This window comes from Nostoc sp. (assembly GCF_036917235.1).
GTDB lineage: Bacteria > Cyanobacteriota > Cyanobacteriia > Cyanobacteriales > Nostocaceae > Nostoc.
On the sequence record NZ_JBALDU010000040.1, the window covers coordinates 115,195 to 133,519 of the forward strand.

An 18,325-nucleotide genomic window follows, 5' to 3' on the forward strand; every position below is an offset into this window, starting at 1 on the left:
AATGACTTTAGTGCGGCTCATCGAGTTTTAACTCTTGAAGTCGCTTTTTTAAGTAATCCCAGAATTCCAGACTAGCTCCTTTTGGGCAGCAATTGCCTAGTCAGCGCAAATAAAAATGTATTGCTGAATTTTTGCAAGTCCTAAGCTTTCTACACAATTACTCAGGGTCTTATGTTCCAGAGACTTAGTAGCTTTGGGGATTTGATGGCTGGACTGGCTCGCTGTCACTGTATTGTTACTTATCGAGTGGCTCCCTGATTACAGTTCTATAACAATTTGCAAGCTTTGCAAATAAAGTTGGCTGGGGAGTGGAGAAAAATTCTCATACCTCCCTACTCCCTACTCTCTTCGTAACTTACGGAACAAAACCCGCAAAGTAGAAATAATTAAGCATTTATACTTAAGTACATCTATGACCCTCTAGTTCGGGAACCCGTACTCAAGGGATTCTTGCCATTAGACGCCACTTTTCGGTAAATTAGCACTCAGGAGTTGAGAGTGCTAAACTGGAGAAAATAATTATGGCAGCTTTATCTTTAAGCGTTTCTACAGTTAAACCTTTAGGCGATCGCGTTTTCGTAAAAGTGAACGCCTCTGAGGAAAAGACCGCAGGTGGTCTGTATTTGCCCGATACCGCCAAGGAAAAGCCCCAAGTAGGGGAAGTAGTGGCCCTTGGTCCTGGCAAGCGTAATGACGATGGAAACCGTCAAGAATTGGAAATTAAAGTCGGCGATAAAGTGCTGTACTCCAAGTACGCTGGCACTGACATTAAGCTCGGCACTGAAGAATATGTACTGCTTTCTGAAAAAGATATTTTAGCAGTTGTTATCTAGTGGTCATTAGTCATTGGTCATTAGTCATTAGCCAATGACAAAGGACAAATGACAAATGACGTAGACGCCCTCCGGGCGGCTTCCCGAAGGGTAGAACAAAAGACAAATGACAAAGGACAACTAACAATAAATTATGGCAAAGCGCATTATCTACAACGAAAACGCCCGTCGCGCCTTGGAACGAGGCATTGACATCCTGGCTGAGGCTGTAGCTGTTACCCTTGGCCCCAAAGGTCGTAACGTAGTTCTAGAAAAGAAATTTGGTGCACCGCAAATTGTTAATGACGGTGTAACGATCGCCAAAGAAATCGAATTAGAAGACCACATTGAAAACACTGGTGTAGCTTTGATTCGTCAAGCTGCTTCTAAAACCAACGATGCTGCGGGCGATGGTACTACCACTGCTACCGTTTTAGCTCATGCGATCGTCAAAGAAGGCTTGCGGAACGTTGCAGCTGGTGCTAACGCGATTTCCCTGAAGCGCGGTATTGACAAAGCTACTGCCTTCTTGGTAGACAAAATCAAAGAACACGCCCGTCCAGTGGAAGATTCCAAAGCCATTGCCCAAGTTGGTGCAATCTCGGCTGGTAATGACGAAGAAGTCGGTCAGATGATTGCCCAAGCAATGGACAAGGTGGGTAAGGAAGGCGTAATTTCCCTAGAAGAAGGGAAATCTATGTTTACCGAGTTGGAAATCACTGAAGGGATGCGCTTTGACAAAGGCTACATATCTCCTTATTTCGCTACTGACCCTGAGCGGATGGAAGCAGTTTTTGATGAGCCTTTCATCCTGCTGACTGATAAGAAAATCGCTTTGGTACAAGACCTCGTACCAGTGTTAGAGCAAGTAGCTCGTGCTGGCCGTCCTTTGGTGATTATCGCCGAAGATATTGAAAAAGAAGCTTTGGCAACCTTGGTAGTAAACCGTTTGCGCGGTGTACTCAACGTGGCTGCTGTTAAGGCTCCTGGCTTTGGCGATCGCCGCAAAGCACTATTAGAAGATATCGCCGTTTTAACTGGTGGTCAACTAGTTACCGAAGATGCTGGTTTGAAGCTAGATAACACCAAGCTCGATAGCCTGGGTAAAGCTCGCCGAATCACCATCACCAAGGACAGCACCACAATTGTTGCCGAAGGTAACGAAGCTGCTGTTAAGGCTCGTGTAGAACAGATTCGTCGTCAAATCGATGAAACCGAATCTTCTTACGACAAAGAGAAATTACAAGAGCGTCTTGCTAAACTCTCTGGTGGTGTTGCTGTAGTGAAAGTTGGTGCAGCGACCGAAACCGAAATGAAAGACAAGAAACTGCGCCTAGAAGACGCTATCAACGCTACCAAAGCTGCTGTGGAAGAAGGTATCGTTCCTGGCGGTGGTACAACTCTGGCTCACCTTGCTCCTGAATTGGAAGAGTGGGCAAAGAGCAATCTTAAGGATGAAGAGTTGATTGGTGCGTTGATTGTCGTTCGCGCCTTACCTGCACCTCTGAAGCGGATTGCTGAAAACGCCGGTCAGAATGGTGCTGTGATTGCTGAACGCGTCAAAGAGAAAGAATTCAACGTTGGCTACAACGCTGCAACAAACGAATTCGTCGATTTGTTAGCTGCTGGTATTGTTGACCCTGCTAAGGTGACTCGTTCTGCTCTGCAAAACGCTGCTTCCATCGCTGGTATGGTGTTGACAACCGAATGTATTATAGTTGACAAGCCTGAGCCTAAAGATGGCGCTCCTGCTGGCGCTGGTGCTGGTGGCGGTGACTTCGATTACTAATAGTTTGTAGTTACATAAGTTGAAAAATAGCTGCTTCCCTTGTGGAGGCGGCTGTTTTTTTGTGTCAAGATTCAGGTGTTTCAAACGAGAAAATAACGAAATGGAAGATTACCAAGCCGCTTTTATGCAGCGTCACCTTGATACTGAAATATTATGTAGAAAGGAATCGGAAAGAAGAGTAGCCGCTATGCACTTTGGAGGTGTAACTATTGAATGTTTATTAAAAGCAATGATTTTTGCTACCTTACCAAAGGGTGCAACTCAGGAATGGAAGACAGATTCTACTCATCCTGGGCATACTATTACTAATCCAGGACATAGTTACATAGAAGCATTAAAGCGGCACAATCGACTTAAATCTAGAATTGATAATTATCCTGAAGTGCAAAAATGGCTTACTGAAGTGGAAAATCCAAATAGCCAAAATTTTATAAATATGCGTTATTGTGGCCTTGAGCCTGATGATGAAAGTTATAAACGCTGGTTAAAAGCTTATCGGAGTCTCAAGGGGTGGTTACAAACGCAAGCTACTCAACTTTAAAGAGGTGGTCAAATGCAGGAAAGTTGGCAGGTTTTGCTAAAGCAGGAGATTGCAAACCAATATGTGAATAATTCACAAGAATGGGTTGATTTAAATATTTCTACATCAGGTTTATTGAATCTGACTATTGTAAGCGATCGCTTTATTAATTTATCTATTCCTGAAAGGAAAGAACAAAGTTTTAATTTACTTAAATCACAAGTTCCTCATTTATCTCCTGGGTTTATTTCCTTATATACGCGTCAAGAAGCAGATTCACTAAATCTTTCTGCACCGCAGGCTTTTAATACAGCTTCAGTACAAACTTGGCAAGATTTAGCAATTCACGCAGCAAATCCGCAAAATCAACCTCAACTTCCCCAGCTTGAACCCAGTTTACCCAGAACCGTAACTTTTTATTCCTTTAAAGGAGGAGTAGGTCGAACTACTGCATTAACCCATGTTGCCTCAATTTTGGCAATGCGTGGTCTTAAAGTCGTAGCTGTGGATTTAGATTTAGAAGCACCTGGGTTGAGTACAGCATTCGACCTCAAGCCACAACCAAAGTATGGAATAGTTGACTATTTTTATGAGCGTTCCTACTTACCAGGTGACGTAGAACCAAGTATTTCAATTGCTGAAATTTTTGGTGAAGTGAAAATCTCTAACGCCACAGGAAGATTATTTGTTGTTCCTGCTGGTTGTCTGAATCTTGATTATGTCTCCAAAGTTGATGATCTTCATGCTACTACTATTATTGATGGAGATGAAAATCTTTGGTCTGTTTTCAAACGTGAAATTTACGAACAATTAAAACCTGATATTATCTTAATTGATTCGAGAACTGGAATCAATCAATGGGGAGCTTTATCATTAATTCAAGCAGCTGACGAAGCAATTATATTTCTTTTTCCTAACGAACAAAATAAACAAGGAATAGAACTGCTAATACAATCCCTACAATGGGTAAAAAATTTATCCATTAATTTTGTTTTTTCTCCTGTTCCTGATGTTACTGAGATTGGTTTGTCGAAAGTAAAACAAATTTGGTACTCATTGCTGAACAGATTAAATACAGGAACAAATGAAAACTATGAAACAGATGAAGATGAGCCAGATTTAGATAATTCTCAAACTCCAATAGAAAAACTTTTAGTAGTCCCTTATCTTTTGCCAATCGCTTTGGCTGATAGCTATCCTGTACAAGGTATGCAAGATTACTACACAAAAATTGCGAACTTAATTGATGAAAAAACTGATGAACTCAAACGTAGCAATGTTTTAAATACAATAGATCAGCGGTGGAACATTATTGAAAGTCTGCAATTTCCTGAAGTAAATGCTGCTGACCAAAGACAAGATTTGAATCTACTATTTCAGCGCACTACTGATTTTGAAAGATTTTTAGACGATACAACCTGCCTAATTAGAGGGCGAAAAGGCACAGGAAAAACTGCACTTTATTGGCTTTTTCTAAAACACAAAAGTGTTGCTCAAAAACTAGCTCATGGACGGTTGGATAAGACTATATTTTTATCAGCACATGGTAGATTCCAAAAAAGTCGCCCATCTCGTGATGAATTCCAAATCATCCATCAAAATTTACAGCAAAATAGTGGCACATGGGAAGCTTTCTGGAGAGCTTATTTACTGCTGAGATGTCATCATGAAAATTTATTTAATTTTCCTAAAGGTAAGAAAGGTGCAAAGTTTAGTGAGCTGAAAAAAGTTATTAATAATTTACCTATAGAAAGATGGCAGTCTGAATGCACTCAAGCCTTGCTATTATTATCTACTAACTCTGAACTACGGCTCATAGTCAAAGATGCCATAGATATTCTTCTTAATGAAGAAGCCAAAAATAATTCTCAAAAACTGTGGTTTCTTTACGATGATTTAGATGAAGATTTTCCTGAAGTAGGAGGAGTAAGACAGCAAGCACTCACTGGCTTATTACAATTAGTTCAATCTTGTGATGCTAACAGATTAACAGAAATTAGATTTAAAATTTTCTTGAGAGAAGATATATGGAATCATTTAAGTTTCGACAATAAAAGTCATTTTACTGGACGGGACATTATCTTACAGTGGACTAGGATTGACTTTCTCCGATTAGCACTTCGCCAAGCAATACAATCTGAAGATTTCAAGAATTTGGTTGACCGAATATCTCCTGTTGCTTTTGAAAGTATTGATCAAGCTACTGAAGAAGCGATTGATAAAGCTTTAGAAATACTTTGGGGAAGTCGTCGCCGAGGTGGAAACAGAGCTAAAAATGTATCTCGATGGGTTTATGAACGATTAACAGACTCAAGTGGTACTACTTTTCCTCGGAGCTTAAGTATATTACTTAAAGGAGCAAAAGAACAAGAACTAACCTATAAGGGACAATCATCAAGCAAATTCCGTACAGACCGCTTACTTCAAGGAAAATCCCTAGAATTTGGTTTGAAAAAAGCATCAGAAAAGCGATGTGAAGAAATTAAAGAGGAATACCCTGATTTGGCTAAATTTTTTGATTCTCTTAAGGGTAAATTGGCCTTCTTATCTAAAGAACAGTTACAAACAGTATGGGAAGAGTCAGCACATGACATAGCAAATTTTGAAGAATTTGCTTCTTTTTTAGCGGAAATTGGCATTATTGAATGGCGAAAAAAAGAGAAACGCTATAAGGTTGCTGATATCTATGTATATGGTTTTGAAATGGATCGTAGAGGCGCGGTATAAAAATATTGTCGACTTTATTTATATTGCAGTTTGTATAGAAGTTCTCGCCATTTTGAGGTTTGAAAAAGATTTGGTTTGGCAATTTTTGCGGGAGGATATTATGAAAGAGTCTGTAATTTATCAAGATATCGTTCAAAAGGAAGCGTTTCAATTGATTAGTCGTCAGTTTAAACGGCGTTTTGGTGATATTGATGCATCATTAGTTGAGCAGGTTCGTAATTTATCCGCTGAACAGTTAGAGGATTTGGGAGAGGCGTTATTGGATTTTTCAGAAGTTGCTGATTTGATAGCTTGGTTAGAACAGCAATAGAGGTATTAATAAAGCTGCATCATATTTTAGAGATTGAGGCTGCAAGTAGTTTACCGCTTTTATCTTGAGCTTGCAATTTTTGAATAATATGCTCAATAATAATATTCAAATCCTTCCGGCGGCGCATAGAGCGTTTCGGGTCAAGTTGACCGTGTTTCAATAATTCTCTAACCTGTTCTCCTAGCTCAGTTAAGTACAGCCTCAGTTGTTGTTCACCCTGTCCGCGTAAAATTTGCCGACATTCAGTTAGGATAAGATCGCCATTTTTGAGAGTTTTACTAGCCTCTAACTGCTTTGGTGTTACGTTGGATGAATCTTTACTTTTTTGAGCGTTTAAACTGTTAGTTAGACATTTTTCTACAGCCTTGGCAAATTTTGGATCTGATTCTAAAACTTCTGCGATCGCTCTTAATAAGTCTGCAATTTGTGATGCTTCCATTATCTACCTACTCGTTGAATAAATTCTTTAGCTAACTTCACCATAGAATCATGAGAATCATCGTATTTTTGTCTATATGTCAAATAATTACTCAATTCTAACCCTTCTGCAATTTTCGCTCTTTCTAGAATTTTGGTTTCAAAAACTGGTGGATAGAAAGGGTTAACAATAATAGAGTTTAAATTTTCAGTTTGAGCTATAGTTCGGTTATAACGTGAAATTAAAGTTCCTACTAGTTTTAAGTTATGTACATAATCTCTATTAAACTTTTCAATGTGTTGAAGTAGTAAATCTAATCCATGAATTGACATTCGATTTGGTACACAAGGGATTATACAAGCATTGCTAGCTAAAAATGCACTTTTTACTACTGTGTTAATATTTGGGGCACAGTCTATTAAAATATAGTCATAATTATTCAATAAAGGTTTGAGGATTGTACGAATAAGATCAACAGGTTTAAAATTAAAAGAATAATAACCTGATGGTAATTCTTCCTGGATTTCAAATAGCCTTGGGCTACTAGGTATCAGATGTAAGTGGGCGAAAGAATTTCTATTTCTAACATTTGAAACATTGTGTTTGACTATAAAATTTTCGTTTTTAATATTTTCTAGAAAATATTCAGGATCTTTAAATAAATAAGGCAATGTCAATTTTTTACTTTCAAATTCTTTTTCCCAAACCTCTTCTAACATTAAAGCACTAGTCAAATTACTTTGAGGATCAAGGTCAATAGCAAGTACACGCTTTTTGTACATTGTATCGCCTGCTAAGTATTCTGCTAATGCCATGACTATGGTAGTTTTACCAACTCCACCCTTGAGGTTGCAAATGCTTATCACTTTAGCTGTCATAATTTCTGGTAGATTGACGCATTTCATGAACTACAGTTCTATGCTTCCCTGAAAATACGCCCAACTAACAGGTTTATTTTTACTTTTACATCAAAACCCATGAGCCAAATTAATCCTGAGATAACCCCCTTACATACCTTAAACCCACTCAATCGATTTTCTGACAGAGCAGATGATTATGTAAAATATCGATCAAGTTACCCCGCAGATGCAATTGATATTATCTTGGAAGGATTAGGTGAAAATTCACAACTCGTAGCAGCAGATATAGGTGCAGGTACAGGAATTGCTTCAAGATTGTTAGCGGAACGGGGGGTTAATGTCATAGCCATAGAACCAAATACGGCGATGCGAGAAGCTGCTAAACCACATTCTTTGATAGAGTTTCGTGATGGAACAGCAGAATTTACCCAACTACCTGATAAATCAGTTGATTTAGTTACTTGTTTTCAAGCTTTTCACTGGTTCAATCCCGAACCAACTTTATTGGAATTTCACCGCATTTTAAAACCATCAGCACGCTTGGCTGTGGTGTGGAATAACCGCGATAAAGAAGATGCGTTAACTACAGAATATAGCCTAATAGTCCGCGAAGCATCTAATAATCATCCAGCAGAATCTCGAATGCAAACGGTGGAGCCACTATTAGTAACTCCCCATTTTATTAACATTCAGGAATATAATTTTACTTATAAGCAACAGTTAGATTTAACTGGACTTATTGGGCGAGCAATGAGTGCTTCTTACCTACCGCGTGAAGGCTTGGCATACGAACAACTTATTGATAATTTTGAAGAATTATATCAGCACTTTCGTGATGAGAGTGGTTTTGTCTATATGGTCTATCGCACTAGCGTACATCTTGGTGAAGTAATTTAAAAATAAAAATGGGAATCATAAAAAGTAGAGTGCGTTAATTCACTCTCAATAAATATCAGGATTCACATGGCACAACCAAAATATGAAGGTTATTGCGAATGCACTCCTACTAAATTAGTCCGAGAAAAGTTTGGAGATGTTAATGTTTATGCCCAAAATGCTAAATCACTTTTAACAAAAGCTACTGGTTTTATTGGTAATTATGATTTTACTCTCAATCCTTATAGGGGATGTCAATACGGTTGTAGTTATTGCTATGCTGCTGCATTTACCCCTAATGCTCAAATGCGCCAAGATTGGGGAAAATGGGTAATTTTTAAGGAAAATTCTGCTGAAATTTTAGCAAAAGAATTAAAAAAATGGTATGAGAAAAATCCCCAGACTCCTCCTAGTATATACATGAGTAGCGTTACCGATCCTTATCAACCACTTGAGTCTAAACATCAATTGACTCGTCGGTTGTTGGAGGTAATGCTAGATATGGGGATTGACGGTTATCCAACTCCAACTTTGGTGATTCAAACTCGTAGCCCAATTATTACTAGAGATATTGATTATTTACAACGATTTAAGCGATTGCGAATTAATATGAGCATTCCCACTGGGAGTGAATTAGTGAGAAAAGATTTTGAACCGCGATCGCCAAGTATTAAAGCTAGACTAAATGCTATCACTAAAATCAAACAAAGTATTGATTATTTCAAAGGTTTTGTTCCTAAAATTTCTATTACTATTACCCCTCTCCTTCCTACTTTGCCAACTGATGAGTCTGCTTTCATTGACAAACTAGCTATCGCCGATAGAGTTGTAATTCAAACTTTTCATGCAAGCCAGAGTCGTTCTCTCATCGCATCAACTCGTCAAGAAGCTGAAGAAATTAAGCAAAAATACGCTTGGTGGTACGACGATGAGAAATTAAGCTATATGAAATTTAAGGAAAAGTTAGTTTCTCGGCTTCCAAGTGTAGAAATTATGGAAGGTAAAGAGGGATTTGGTTATGAATAATCCTATCAAAAATTGGTGGCGAAGTCAGCAGTTTAAATTATCTTTGAGACGCGGAGATATCCGACGTTCAACGCAATTATTGCAAGAAATTCAAAAATCAGGTGCAAGATTCTCATGGTTAGAAAAACTATTTAGGGATAAACTTCAATTTGAACGCTATTCCCAAGAATACAAACGACAAACAGAAACTTTAAGTAAACAATTAACAGAAGCATCTCAGCAAAAAGATGATTTTATATTAATCCCAGATGAGGAATTTGTTAAATATATCTATAAAGTTTTTAATTTAATACAGCACGATGAATATAAACTGCAACCTACTGGTATCGATGAACGTATATTTGATGATTTTGAATCAAAACTAGTTGAATATCTCAAAGAAGAATTTAGTAAAATTCCTGAAAAACAATTATTTATTAAGCTAGAAGATGCTCTTGAGGATATTAATAACTTAAAAATTGGACAAGACCCAGACTACCGTTTTAGTCTAACTCCTCATGTCTACTTTATGAAGTATTTTTTAGACAATGTATATTGCATATATTTAGCTTGGTTTCTCATTTACCAGGATGCTTTACTACCAAGTAAGGTTAATATTCTTGATATTGCAGCAGGTCCAGGAACAGTTGCTTATGGTTTAGCTTTATTTCTCCAAAGTAGTAGCGGTTTTTTTCATATCCCACAAATGCATATATCCTACTACTCTTTAGAAAAACAAGATGCTTTCCAGTTTCGTGGGCTTCAGTTTTGGCGACGATATATAGAATCGCGTCTAACCCCAGTAAATACATTCTTCCGCTTTGTTACTACTGATATTTTTACTTGGAAAACTCAATCGAATAATCTACCCAAAGATTTTTTCGACTTTATCATAATTTCCCACTGCTTCTTTATAGATAAAGCGAAGAGGGTTGAAGCTAATAATACTTACAAGCAAATATTTGCCACTAGCTTAAAAAGTTCAGGTTATATCCTGCTAGTTGTGCAAAATAAAAAGTTATTCAAAATTTACGATGTTCACCAAGTTGAAAACCAAGAACAGGAGAAAAATGTAGTGGATAAATTTCTAGCAGAACTGGAAATAGAGTTAGTCTGGTATAGATATCTAACCTCAACAGGTTTAAGAACATCTTTGCCCGGTGCTGAATTTGCTAAGTTTGCTCAAGAGAAATTACCAAAAAAACTGTATATGAGTCCAATACTGCAACAGTATTTTGGTCAGAAGCATCAGTCAAACTATACATTAGATGATTATCTAATATTGGCGAAAAAATCATGATAAATTACAAGTAAAGCACGAAAGAATGCATTAAATAAGTATAAGATATCTGAGCTTTAATCTTGAATTTATAAATGACCTGCAATTCACAAATAGCAGAAGGCTGGCATGGCAAACTTAATTTAGTCTATGCCGATCGCCAGGGTAAAACCCAATTAATTTACGATCGCCACCAAGCGCCCCTGAAGGTACAGCGCCCATTTTATCCAGAAGGGGAAAAAGTTTGTCATAGCGTCATTTTACACACGGCTGGGGGAATGGTGGGAGGCGATCGCTTATCCTCTAACATCCACCTCCAACCCCAAACCCAAGCCTTAATCACTACAGCTGCTGCAAGCAAAATATACCGCAGCAATGGCTTACAAGCTAGACAAACCATCCAAATGCAAGTTGACGCTGGTGCTTGTTTAGAGTGGTTGCCGCAAGAGACAATTTTATTTAACGACGCGATTTATCGGCAAGATTTGCGGGTAGAATTAGCAACCGGGGGCAGTTGGTTAGGCTGGGAAATTACCCGATTTGGTCGCAGTGCTAGAGGAGAAAAATTCTTGCAAGGAGAATGGCGATCGCACACAGAAATTTGGCAAGAAGGTATTCCTTTGTGGATTGATCGCCAATACTTACCAGGTAGTGAAAATGTTTTTCACAGTCCCCACGGCTTGGCTGGAAAACCAATTGTAGGTAGTCTCGTTTGGATTGGTGGTACAGTTTCCGCAGAAATTGTCGAAAAAACGCGAAATTTATGGAATGGGGAAGGAGAAGCGGGTGTTAGCCGATTACAACATGGATTATTGTGTCGATATCGCGGTGCTTCTACATCTGAGGTGAGAAACTGGTTTATTGATGTTTGGCAGTTGCTGCGAGTTTCTTTTTTGAATTGTGGTAATTGTATACCAAGAGTGTGGCAGCTTTGAACGAACCGCAGAGGCGCAGAGAACACAGAGGAGATAAGAATGCAACTTACGCCGCAGGAAAAAGATAAACTATTAATTTTTACTGCTGCTTTATTAGCAGAAAGACGTAAAGAAAGGGGTTTAAAGCTGAATTATCCCGAAGCGATCGCTTATATTTCTGCTGCTATTTTAGAAGGGGCTAGAGATGGGCAAACTGTAGCTGAATTAATGAGTTATGGTACAACACTATTAACGCGGGATGATGTCATGGAAGGGATATCAGAAATGGTGCATGATGTGCAAGTTGAAGCTACTTTTCCTGATGGAACAAAGTTGGTAACAGTACATAATCCAATTCGTTAATTTTGGGATTTTAAATTTATTATGATTCCTGGGGAATTTATCACACCATCGGGTGAAATTGAACTAAATGTTGGTCGTCCTACGATAAAATTACAAGTTTCAAATACAGGAGATCGCCCCATACAAGTCGGTTCTCACTATCACTTTTATGAAGTTAACACCGCCTTAAACTTTGATAGAGAACAAGCGCGAGGAATGCGCCTCGATATCCCCGCCGGAACCGCAGTTCGCTTTGAACCAGGCGACGAAAAAGAAGTGACTTTAGTCCCGTTAGTTGGTACTCGCCAAGTCTACGGCTTCAACGGCAGAATTAACGGACATTTAGATACTTAAAATCATTAGATGCTATTCTAATTAAACTAATACTACATACCTACAATTGAGTTAGCAACTACTGTTGTAGCCGTAATTAAACGTTGTGTAAAAGTAGCATATCCATTTGGACAACGATTTTTGATAATTGCTAAATCAATCTCAAAAGCAAGTTTCCATCGAATTTGTAGAGGGCGTTGATTGCTACTATTTTCAAAGAGATATGTTGATTGTGCGAGCGCATTTTCTAAAATACCTTTTCCACCATCTAATTCTTCTAAATTTTCCAGAGGTTCAAGCTCTAAATCTAAAATTCTTGACACAGTTTGAGTGTCTGCCAACAACCACATTTCAAAATTTTTGATCGCTAAACCTCCTGCACTGCGATCGCTAATTTTTTTATCATTAACATCCAGGTGATTATCACGGATTTTATTTAAAGCCCGTTCCAAGTCAATTTGCCTTTGGTGAAGCTTATCATCTGCATCAACGACAATTAGAATCATATCAACTTCTTCAGGTTTCCACGCGATAATCACCTGTGCTAAAGATTTTGGATCTAAAATTGAGTGTCCTACACGCCGTTTAAAGACTCGACTCTCGCTGATGGATGGATGTCTTTGTACAAAATCACAATCAGGCAATCGCAAATTATTAATTTCTCGTCTGATTAAGGTATGAAGTGCCCCTTCTCTATCTCTTTCAATAACTTTTCCACCATCTTCTGGTTTAATATAGGGAATACTTGCTCCGAGTTCTGCTTCTCCCTCAGCAATTAACCCAATACGAATTCCCCGATTCATACCGGATTACCTCCAAAAACATTCGTAAACCAAAGTTCACCTAATGCTCCATCATAAGCTTCTAGGGCTTTTTGGAAGCGTTCTGAATCAATGGGTAAGGCATGAATTTGAGTTTTACCTTCTGTGTCTAACTCAACAGCACGCACTTGGTGAGGTTCGACATAATTTAGCAACACGGGAGAATGAGTTGTGATTAATACTTGAACAGGTTTACCTGTAATCCCCTCTGTAGAAATTATTTGCAATAATTCCATCATTTTGTGTAACAACCAAGGATGAACTCCGTTTTCTATCTCTTCAAAACAAATAATACTGGGGGTATTTTCTTGATAAAGTGCGGTTAGAAATGCCAAAATTCTAAGTGTACCATCTGATATATCCGAAGCAGGGATATGATGTTCAGAATATCTGTCGATTAATTCCAGTAAAAAAGTTCTATCTTCTCTACGCAGTAAAGAAATTCTCTGTATATTAGGAACAAGCCGTGTCAAACGCTCCTCCAATTCATCAAACCTTTTACGATTACTGAGCAAAATATCAGCTAGAGCATCAACAATTCCCTGTCCTGTTTTATCTATTCCACCAGTTGATGGAATATTATTAGAGAGACTAATTGGCGCAAAATCATAAATACTAACTTTTCTGACTGCCTGGGCTACAGGAGAATCCAAATACTTATTAGAAACTAAAATTTTTCTTAGTTCCGGTGTATACTGATTACTTGCCCTAATTAGATTTCCGAAATAGTCTAGTCTACTAATAGACACTATTCGCTGCGGATAATCAATGTGAATTGATATATCATTAAATTCTTCGCTTTCTAGATTTGAGTCTGTTTCAGCTTGAAAGAAAAGATAATCTTGCTTACCCTGCCAGAATTTTGATTCTATTTTCTGCTGGTTTGTATTTACAGCTATTAAAGATTTAGCGAAAAAAGGTATTAATTCATGAGCATCTGTATTACTTATTAATCTTTCCAAAAAATCAGATAAGACAAATAAAGCTTCACAAATATTTGACTTTCCCGAACCATTCGGCCCAATAAATACAGTTAATAGTTCTAAATTAACTTCGATATCAAAGAGGCTCTTGTAGTGCTGAACTTTTAGTTTAGATAACATTCTACCTCAGCTTTATATCTGCCTATATTCCAAATATCATTCTATATTTTCGCGTTTATAAATTCGCTTTAACTACCATTAAAATTTATTTATTTACATCTACGGTAACAACAAAATTATAAATTTATACAAAATTTTCTCTGAATATCTGTAAACTTGCTCAAAAATAATCAAAGTAACACTACCCCCAAGAGTCCCATTATGCCTTACAGAATGGATCGCCGCGCCTACGCCGAAACTTATGGCCCAACAGTAGGCGATCGCATCCGACTTGCAGACACAGAATTATTTATTGAAGTTGAACAAGATTTCACTACCTACGGCGATGAAGTTAAATTCGGCGGCGGTAAAGTCATCCGCGATGGAATGGGACAATCCCCCATTTCTAACGCCGATGGTGCTGTAGATTTAGTAATTACCAATGCCTTAATTCTCGATTGGTGGGGTATTGTCAAAGCAGATATCGGCATTAAAGATGGCAAAATTTTCAAAATTGGTAAAGCTGGAAATCCTTATATTCAAGACAATGTAGATATTATTATCGGCCCCGGTACTGAAGCCTTAGCTGGTGAAGGAATGATTCTTACTGCTGGCGGTATTGATGCCCATATTCATTTTATTTGTCCCCAACAAATTGAAGTTGCGATCGCTTCCGGGATTACCACTATGATCGGCGGCGGTACTGGCCCTGCCACAGGTACAAATGCCACTACCTGCACCCCTGGCCCTTGGAATATTTACCGGATGCTGCAAGCTGCTGATGCTTTTCCCGTCAACTTAGGATTTCTGGGCAAAGGTAACGCCAGTCAAACCCAAGGACTCGTAGAACAAGTAAATGCCGGTGTAATGGGGTTAAAACTTCATGAAGACTGGGGAACCACACCCGCAGCAATTGATACCTGCCTCAGTGTTGCCGATGAATATGATGTCCAAGTAGCGATTCATACTGATACCCTGAACGAAGCCGGATTTGTCGAAGATACGATCGCAGCTTTTAAGAATCGTGTCATCCACACCTACCATACTGAAGGCGCAGGGGGTGGACACGCACCAGATATCATCAAAGTTTGCGGCCAAGCCAACGTTCTACCTTCTTCCACCAACCCCACACGCCCTTACACTCTCAACACTTTAGATGAACACCTGGATATGTTGATGGTATGCCATCACCTCGATCCTGCGATCGCTGAAGATGTTGCTTTTGCCGAGTCTCGCATCCGCCGAGAAACCATTGCCGCCGAAGACATTTTGCACGACTTAGGCGCATTCAGCATGATTTCTTCCGACTCCCAGGCTATGGGAAGGGTAGGCGAAGTGATAATTCGCACCTGGCAGACATCTCACAAAATGAAGGTGCAACGGGGAACTCTTAACTCGCAAGGAATAGAGCAAAAAGCAGACAATTTTCGGGCAAAAAGATATGTTGCTAAGTATACGATTAACCCGGCGATCGCTCACGGAATTGCTCAATATGTGGGTTCAGTGGAAGAGGGAAAATTAGCAGATTTATGTTTGTGGCGATCGGCGTTTTTTGGCGTGAAACCAGAGATAGTCATTAAAGGCGGGATGATTGCATGGGCGCAAATGGGCGATGCTAACGCCAGTATTCCTACACCGCAACCAGTGTATATGCGATCGATGTTTGGTAGTTTTGCAGGGGCGCGTCATGCCACATCATTAACTTTTGTTTCACAAGCAGCTTTAGAGAAAGAAATTCCCAGCCAGCTAGGTTTACAAAAGGCAGCAGTTGCAGTTTCTGGGACACGCCAATTGAGTAAACAGGATATGAAGCTGAATGATGCACTACCCCACATTGAAGTAGATCCAGAAACATACCAAGTCAGGGCTGATGGTGAGTTGCTGAGTTGTGAACCTGCGACAGTTTTACCAATGGCACAGAGGTACTTTTTGTTTTAATTCATGATCGAGCAATTTACTGATTACGATAGTCCTTGGAAAGAAGTCATTGAGCTATATTTTCCCCGCTTTCTGGAATTCTTTTTCACCCAAGCTTATGCCGAAATCGACTGGACGCGACCTTATGAATTTCTGGACACAGAACTGCAACAGCTAGAACCGGATGCAGAAATTGGGAGGCGTTTGGTTGATAAAGTTGCAAAAGTTTGGCTACTGGATGGAGAAGAAGCTTGGGTATTGGTTCATGTGGAAGTCCAAGGGCAATATGACAGCCAATTTGCCGAACGGATGTACACATATAATTACCGCTTGTTTGACCGCCATAAAAAGCGAGTCATTAGTTTAGCAGTTTTAGCAGATGAACAAATAAATTGGCGGCCTTCCAGCTACAGCTATCAACTGGGCGGATGTCGCGTCAGTTTAGAGTTTCCTGTGGCGAAACTGTTGGACTATGAGCAAGCGTGGGAAACCCTAGAGCAAACAACCAACCCCTTTCGTGTAATTGTGATGGCGCATCTCAAGACCAAAGCAACGCAACGAAACCCAGAAAATCGGCTACAGTGGAAACTAAGCCTAGTCAGACTGCTGTATGAACGAGGATATAGCCGGGAAGATATTCGGGAGTTATTTCGGTTTATCGACTGGATAATGGTTTTGCCAAAAGAGTTGGCGCTTAGTTTTAAAACAGAAGTAAGAAGTTACGAGGAGGCAGATAGAATGCGGTACGTAACTAGTATTGAAAGGCTAGCAAAAGAAGAAGGAATTGTTGAAAATGCTAGAGAAAGCATCATTACAGTCCTAGAAACGCGGTTTGGAGAAGTGCCAAACTCTATTGTCGAAGTTATTAATGGGATAGAAGAACCATCTGTGTTAAAAATGCTTTTCAAAAGTGCGATCGCAATTTTCCACAACCGATTTTCAGCAACTTTTAGATAGTCTCACCTCTGAAAAATAAGCGTAGACATCGAGTGGTTAATTACCAGATATACCTCTTAAAGATGAGAGTAAAGTTGCCCTCATCAATTTTCTGTTTTGGAGTTACGATCAAATAGTTAAACGTTGCATCTGATGTAGAAAATCATGCTACCTTTTAAGAAAAAAATTGTGACTGATGAAGCGATGTGTCCGGTAGCGGTATTGATTGATTATCACGACTGGCAGCAAATTGAGAAGATATTAGAAGCTCATCAATCACAACAAAAACAAGAGTTTAATTTAAACGAGTATGCAGGTGTAATTCAACTAACTCAAGATCCTTTGGAATATCAGCAGCAAATTAGGGATGAGTGGTGTTGACATAACCTTTAATTTTGTTAAATATAAATTCATACTTAGTCATTGCAAATTGTGTCATGCGGAGCATTCTACTCTGGCTTTGTTTTAATAAAAACATTATCGAAATATACAGCAGCTCCATCATCACTGCTTTGTAATGAGATAACTCCAATTTTTCCAGAAGCGTAAGAGTCATCTTCAAATATCCCGACTCTTTGGCTATTAATCCATCCAATTACTTTTTTTCCATTGCAAACAATTCTTAATCGATTTATATTATTACCTTGCTTGATGCTAGTAGAATGTTGCCAGCCCACTTTATCTTCCCATTTGTTACTTCCTATAAGCTTTCCCATCGAAAACTCCCCATTACCTTTAATTAGCAAATAATAAAAATTATGCCTTACACTAGATTTACTTATATCGCTAGTTCGGGCAACTATACCGAATCCTGAATCATCAGTTCCATTGACTTTTTTAGTATCAACTGAAAAATCCAAGTCTCTGAATCTCTGATTTTTATCACCCCAAATAGACAGTTTCAAATTATCACTTTTATTTCCAGGATGGAATAAGCCTCCATTCTTTATACTTAATAATGCATCTTTATTCCACTTTTTTGATGGATATTTAAAATCATCAACAAGTACAACATTTGGAAAAAAGTCTATATTCTGTTGAAAATTAGCGGTTATCAAGCCAGTTATGAATAGTAGGGAAGGTAAAATAATAGCAATTAGATAAACTTTACCTAAATAAGAATATTGTTCTATACGTTTGAGAGATTGAATTAATCCTATAGCTCCACCGACAAAGCAACCTAATACTAACCAACCAATTGCTGCTTGTTCAATGCCAAGTGCCTTAAGTGGATATGTAATTAAGTCAGTAATGAGAAGAAAGCTTGAACCAAGCCATGCTAGAAGGTTTATTACAGCACTTGCGTCTATTATGAGGTACACTAGATTAAAATATAAATCCTTTTAAATGAAGTCCTACTCTGTCGATCTTCGAGAAAAAATAG

The 18,325-nt window shown here is 38.7% G+C and carries 18 protein-coding genes and 1 pseudogene; 14 read left to right on the forward strand and 5 right to left on the reverse strand.

The window, feature by feature from the left end:
• Nucleotides 1–521 precede the first annotated feature (521 nt).
• The 5 genes and pseudogenes from groES to V7K44_RS14540 all read left to right on the forward strand — a co-directional run.
• A complete protein-coding gene (groES, locus tag V7K44_RS14520) occupies nt 522–833 on the forward strand; it encodes a co-chaperone GroES (RefSeq protein WP_100898362.1) in 312 nt (103 codons plus the stop codon).
• 133 nt (nt 834–966) lie between these two features.
• Nucleotides 967–2,601 (forward strand): chaperonin GroEL, encoded by a 1,635-nt coding sequence (groL, locus tag V7K44_RS14525; RefSeq protein ID WP_334932508.1) that lies wholly within the window; start codon nt 967–969, stop codon nt 2,599–2,601.
• Between the two features lie 100 nt (nt 2,602–2,701).
• Complete coding sequence (locus V7K44_RS14530) at nt 2,702–3,142, forward strand: hypothetical protein (RefSeq protein WP_334932510.1); 441 nt, start codon at nt 2,702–2,704, stop codon at nt 3,140–3,142.
• A 12-nt stretch (nt 3,143–3,154) separates the two neighbouring features.
• On the forward strand, nt 3,155–5,848 hold the full coding sequence (locus V7K44_RS14535; protein ID WP_334932512.1) for a MinD/ParA family ATP-binding protein: 2,694 nt from the start codon (nt 3,155–3,157) through the stop codon (nt 5,846–5,848).
• A 22-nt stretch (nt 5,849–5,870) separates the two neighbouring features.
• Nucleotides 5,871–6,158, forward strand: a pseudogene (locus V7K44_RS14540) (DUF4351 domain-containing protein); the annotation flags it as partial.
• A 19-nt stretch (nt 6,159–6,177) separates the two neighbouring features.
• Here the strand turns inward: V7K44_RS14540 and V7K44_RS14545 are convergent.
• Nucleotides 6,178–6,597 (reverse strand): hypothetical protein, encoded by a 420-nt coding sequence (locus V7K44_RS14545; protein ID WP_334932514.1) that lies wholly within the window; start codon nt 6,595–6,597, stop codon nt 6,178–6,180.
• Nucleotides 6,597–7,454, reverse strand: a complete 858-nt coding sequence (locus tag V7K44_RS14550) for a ParA family protein (protein ID WP_334932516.1) — start codon at nt 7,452–7,454, stop codon at nt 6,597–6,599. Before V7K44_RS14550 ends, V7K44_RS14545 begins: the two co-directional genes overlap by 1 nt.
• Nucleotides 7,455–7,553: 99 nt before the next feature.
• On the opposite strand from V7K44_RS14550, the gene V7K44_RS14555 reads away from it, so the two are divergent.
• The 6 genes from V7K44_RS14555 to V7K44_RS14580 all read left to right on the forward strand — a co-directional run bounded on the left by V7K44_RS14555 (nt 7,554) and on the right by V7K44_RS14580 (nt 12,206).
• Nucleotides 7,554–8,333, forward strand: a complete 780-nt coding sequence (locus V7K44_RS14555) for a class I SAM-dependent methyltransferase (RefSeq protein ID WP_334932518.1) — start codon at nt 7,554–7,556, stop codon at nt 8,331–8,333.
• Between the two features lie 66 nt (nt 8,334–8,399).
• On the forward strand, nt 8,400–9,338 hold the full coding sequence (locus V7K44_RS14560; RefSeq protein ID WP_334932520.1) for an SPL family radical SAM protein: 939 nt from the start codon (nt 8,400–8,402) through the stop codon (nt 9,336–9,338).
• Complete coding sequence (locus V7K44_RS14565; RefSeq protein ID WP_334932522.1) at nt 9,331–10,617, forward strand: photosystem II assembly protein; 1,287 nt, start codon at nt 9,331–9,333, stop codon at nt 10,615–10,617. Before V7K44_RS14560 ends, V7K44_RS14565 begins: the two co-directional genes overlap by 8 nt.
• Before the next feature lie 74 nt (nt 10,618–10,691).
• The gene (locus V7K44_RS14570) at nt 10,692–11,531 is read left to right on the forward strand and encodes an urease accessory protein UreD (protein WP_334932524.1); all 840 of its coding nucleotides are present in this window, start codon (nt 10,692–10,694) and stop codon (nt 11,529–11,531) included.
• Between the two features lie 39 nt (nt 11,532–11,570).
• Nucleotides 11,571–11,873, forward strand: a complete 303-nt coding sequence (ureA, locus tag V7K44_RS14575) for an urease subunit gamma (protein WP_334932526.1) — start codon at nt 11,571–11,573, stop codon at nt 11,871–11,873.
• Between the two features lie 21 nt (nt 11,874–11,894).
• Nucleotides 11,895–12,206 (forward strand): urease subunit beta, encoded by a 312-nt coding sequence (locus tag V7K44_RS14580; protein WP_334932528.1) that lies wholly within the window; start codon nt 11,895–11,897, stop codon nt 12,204–12,206.
• A 32-nt stretch (nt 12,207–12,238) separates the two neighbouring features.
• Here V7K44_RS14580 and V7K44_RS14585 read toward each other — a convergent pair whose 3' ends face one another.
• Both V7K44_RS14585 and V7K44_RS14590 read right to left on the reverse strand, forming a co-directional pair.
• The gene (locus V7K44_RS14585) at nt 12,239–12,988 is read right to left on the reverse strand and encodes a hypothetical protein (RefSeq protein WP_334932530.1); all 750 of its coding nucleotides are present in this window, start codon (nt 12,986–12,988) and stop codon (nt 12,239–12,241) included.
• Nucleotides 12,985–14,109, reverse strand: coding sequence for an AAA family ATPase (locus V7K44_RS14590; RefSeq protein ID WP_334932532.1), 1,125 nt, complete (start codon nt 14,107–14,109; stop codon nt 12,985–12,987). The genes V7K44_RS14585 and V7K44_RS14590 overlap by 4 nt, the downstream gene beginning before the upstream one ends.
• Nucleotides 14,110–14,310: 201 nt before the next feature.
• On the opposite strand from V7K44_RS14590, the gene ureC reads away from it, so the two are divergent.
• The 3 genes from ureC (at nt 14,311) to V7K44_RS14605 (ending at nt 17,322) form a co-directional block, all read left to right on the forward strand.
• Entirely contained in the window at nt 14,311–16,026 is a 1,716-nt protein-coding gene (gene ureC, locus V7K44_RS14595; protein WP_334932534.1) for an urease subunit alpha, read from the forward strand.
• A gap of 3 nt (nt 16,027–16,029) precedes the next feature.
• Entirely contained in the window at nt 16,030–16,962 is a 933-nt protein-coding gene (locus V7K44_RS14600) for a transposase (protein ID WP_334932536.1), read from the forward strand.
• Nucleotides 16,963–17,106: 144 nt separating this feature from the next.
• On the forward strand, nt 17,107–17,322 hold the full coding sequence (locus tag V7K44_RS14605; RefSeq protein ID WP_442940692.1) for a hypothetical protein: 216 nt from the start codon (nt 17,107–17,109) through the stop codon (nt 17,320–17,322).
• Between the two features lie 68 nt (nt 17,323–17,390).
• Here V7K44_RS14605 and V7K44_RS14610 read toward each other — a convergent pair whose 3' ends face one another.
• Nucleotides 17,391–18,263 (reverse strand): family 16 glycoside hydrolase, encoded by an 873-nt coding sequence (locus V7K44_RS14610; protein WP_334932540.1) that lies wholly within the window; start codon nt 18,261–18,263, stop codon nt 17,391–17,393.
• Nucleotides 18,264–18,325 lie beyond the last annotated feature (62 nt).

Excerpts from the sequence above, each read along its gene's own strand:
- V7K44_RS14585 (WP_334932530.1), bottom strand. The coding sequence starts at position 12,988 with ATGAATCGGGGAATTCGTATTGGGTTAATTGCTGAGGGAGAAGCAGAA.
- V7K44_RS14605 (WP_442940692.1), top strand. The coding sequence starts at position 17,107 with ATGCTACCTTTTAAGAAAAAAATTGTGACTGATGAAGCGATGTGTCCG.
- V7K44_RS14535 (WP_334932512.1), top strand. The coding sequence starts at position 3,155 with ATGCAGGAAAGTTGGCAGGTTTTGCTAAAGCAGGAGATTGCAAACCAA.
- V7K44_RS14555 (WP_334932518.1), top strand. The coding sequence starts at position 7,554 with ATGAGCCAAATTAATCCTGAGATAACCCCCTTACATACCTTAAACCCA.
- V7K44_RS14600 (WP_334932536.1), top strand. The coding sequence starts at position 16,030 with ATGATCGAGCAATTTACTGATTACGATAGTCCTTGGAAAGAAGTCATT.
- groES (WP_100898362.1), top strand. The coding sequence starts at position 522 with ATGGCAGCTTTATCTTTAAGCGTTTCTACAGTTAAACCTTTAGGCGAT.
- ureC (WP_334932534.1), top strand. The coding sequence starts at position 14,311 with ATGCCTTACAGAATGGATCGCCGCGCCTACGCCGAAACTTATGGCCCA.
- V7K44_RS14560 (WP_334932520.1), top strand. The coding sequence starts at position 8,400 with ATGGCACAACCAAAATATGAAGGTTATTGCGAATGCACTCCTACTAAA.
- V7K44_RS14550 (WP_334932516.1), bottom strand. The coding sequence starts at position 7,454 with ATGACAGCTAAAGTGATAAGCATTTGCAACCTCAAGGGTGGAGTTGGT.
- V7K44_RS14570 (WP_334932524.1), top strand. The coding sequence starts at position 10,692 with ATGACCTGCAATTCACAAATAGCAGAAGGCTGGCATGGCAAACTTAAT.
- V7K44_RS14530 (WP_334932510.1), top strand. The coding sequence starts at position 2,702 with ATGGAAGATTACCAAGCCGCTTTTATGCAGCGTCACCTTGATACTGAA.
- groL (WP_334932508.1), top strand. The coding sequence starts at position 967 with ATGGCAAAGCGCATTATCTACAACGAAAACGCCCGTCGCGCCTTGGAA.
- V7K44_RS14565 (WP_334932522.1), top strand. The coding sequence starts at position 9,331 with ATGAATAATCCTATCAAAAATTGGTGGCGAAGTCAGCAGTTTAAATTA.
- ureA (WP_334932526.1), top strand. The coding sequence starts at position 11,571 with ATGCAACTTACGCCGCAGGAAAAAGATAAACTATTAATTTTTACTGCT.
- V7K44_RS14545 (WP_334932514.1), bottom strand. The coding sequence starts at position 6,597 with ATGGAAGCATCACAAATTGCAGACTTATTAAGAGCGATCGCAGAAGTT.
- V7K44_RS14580 (WP_334932528.1), top strand. The coding sequence starts at position 11,895 with ATGATTCCTGGGGAATTTATCACACCATCGGGTGAAATTGAACTAAAT.
- V7K44_RS14590 (WP_334932532.1), bottom strand. The coding sequence starts at position 14,109 with ATGTTATCTAAACTAAAAGTTCAGCACTACAAGAGCCTCTTTGATATC.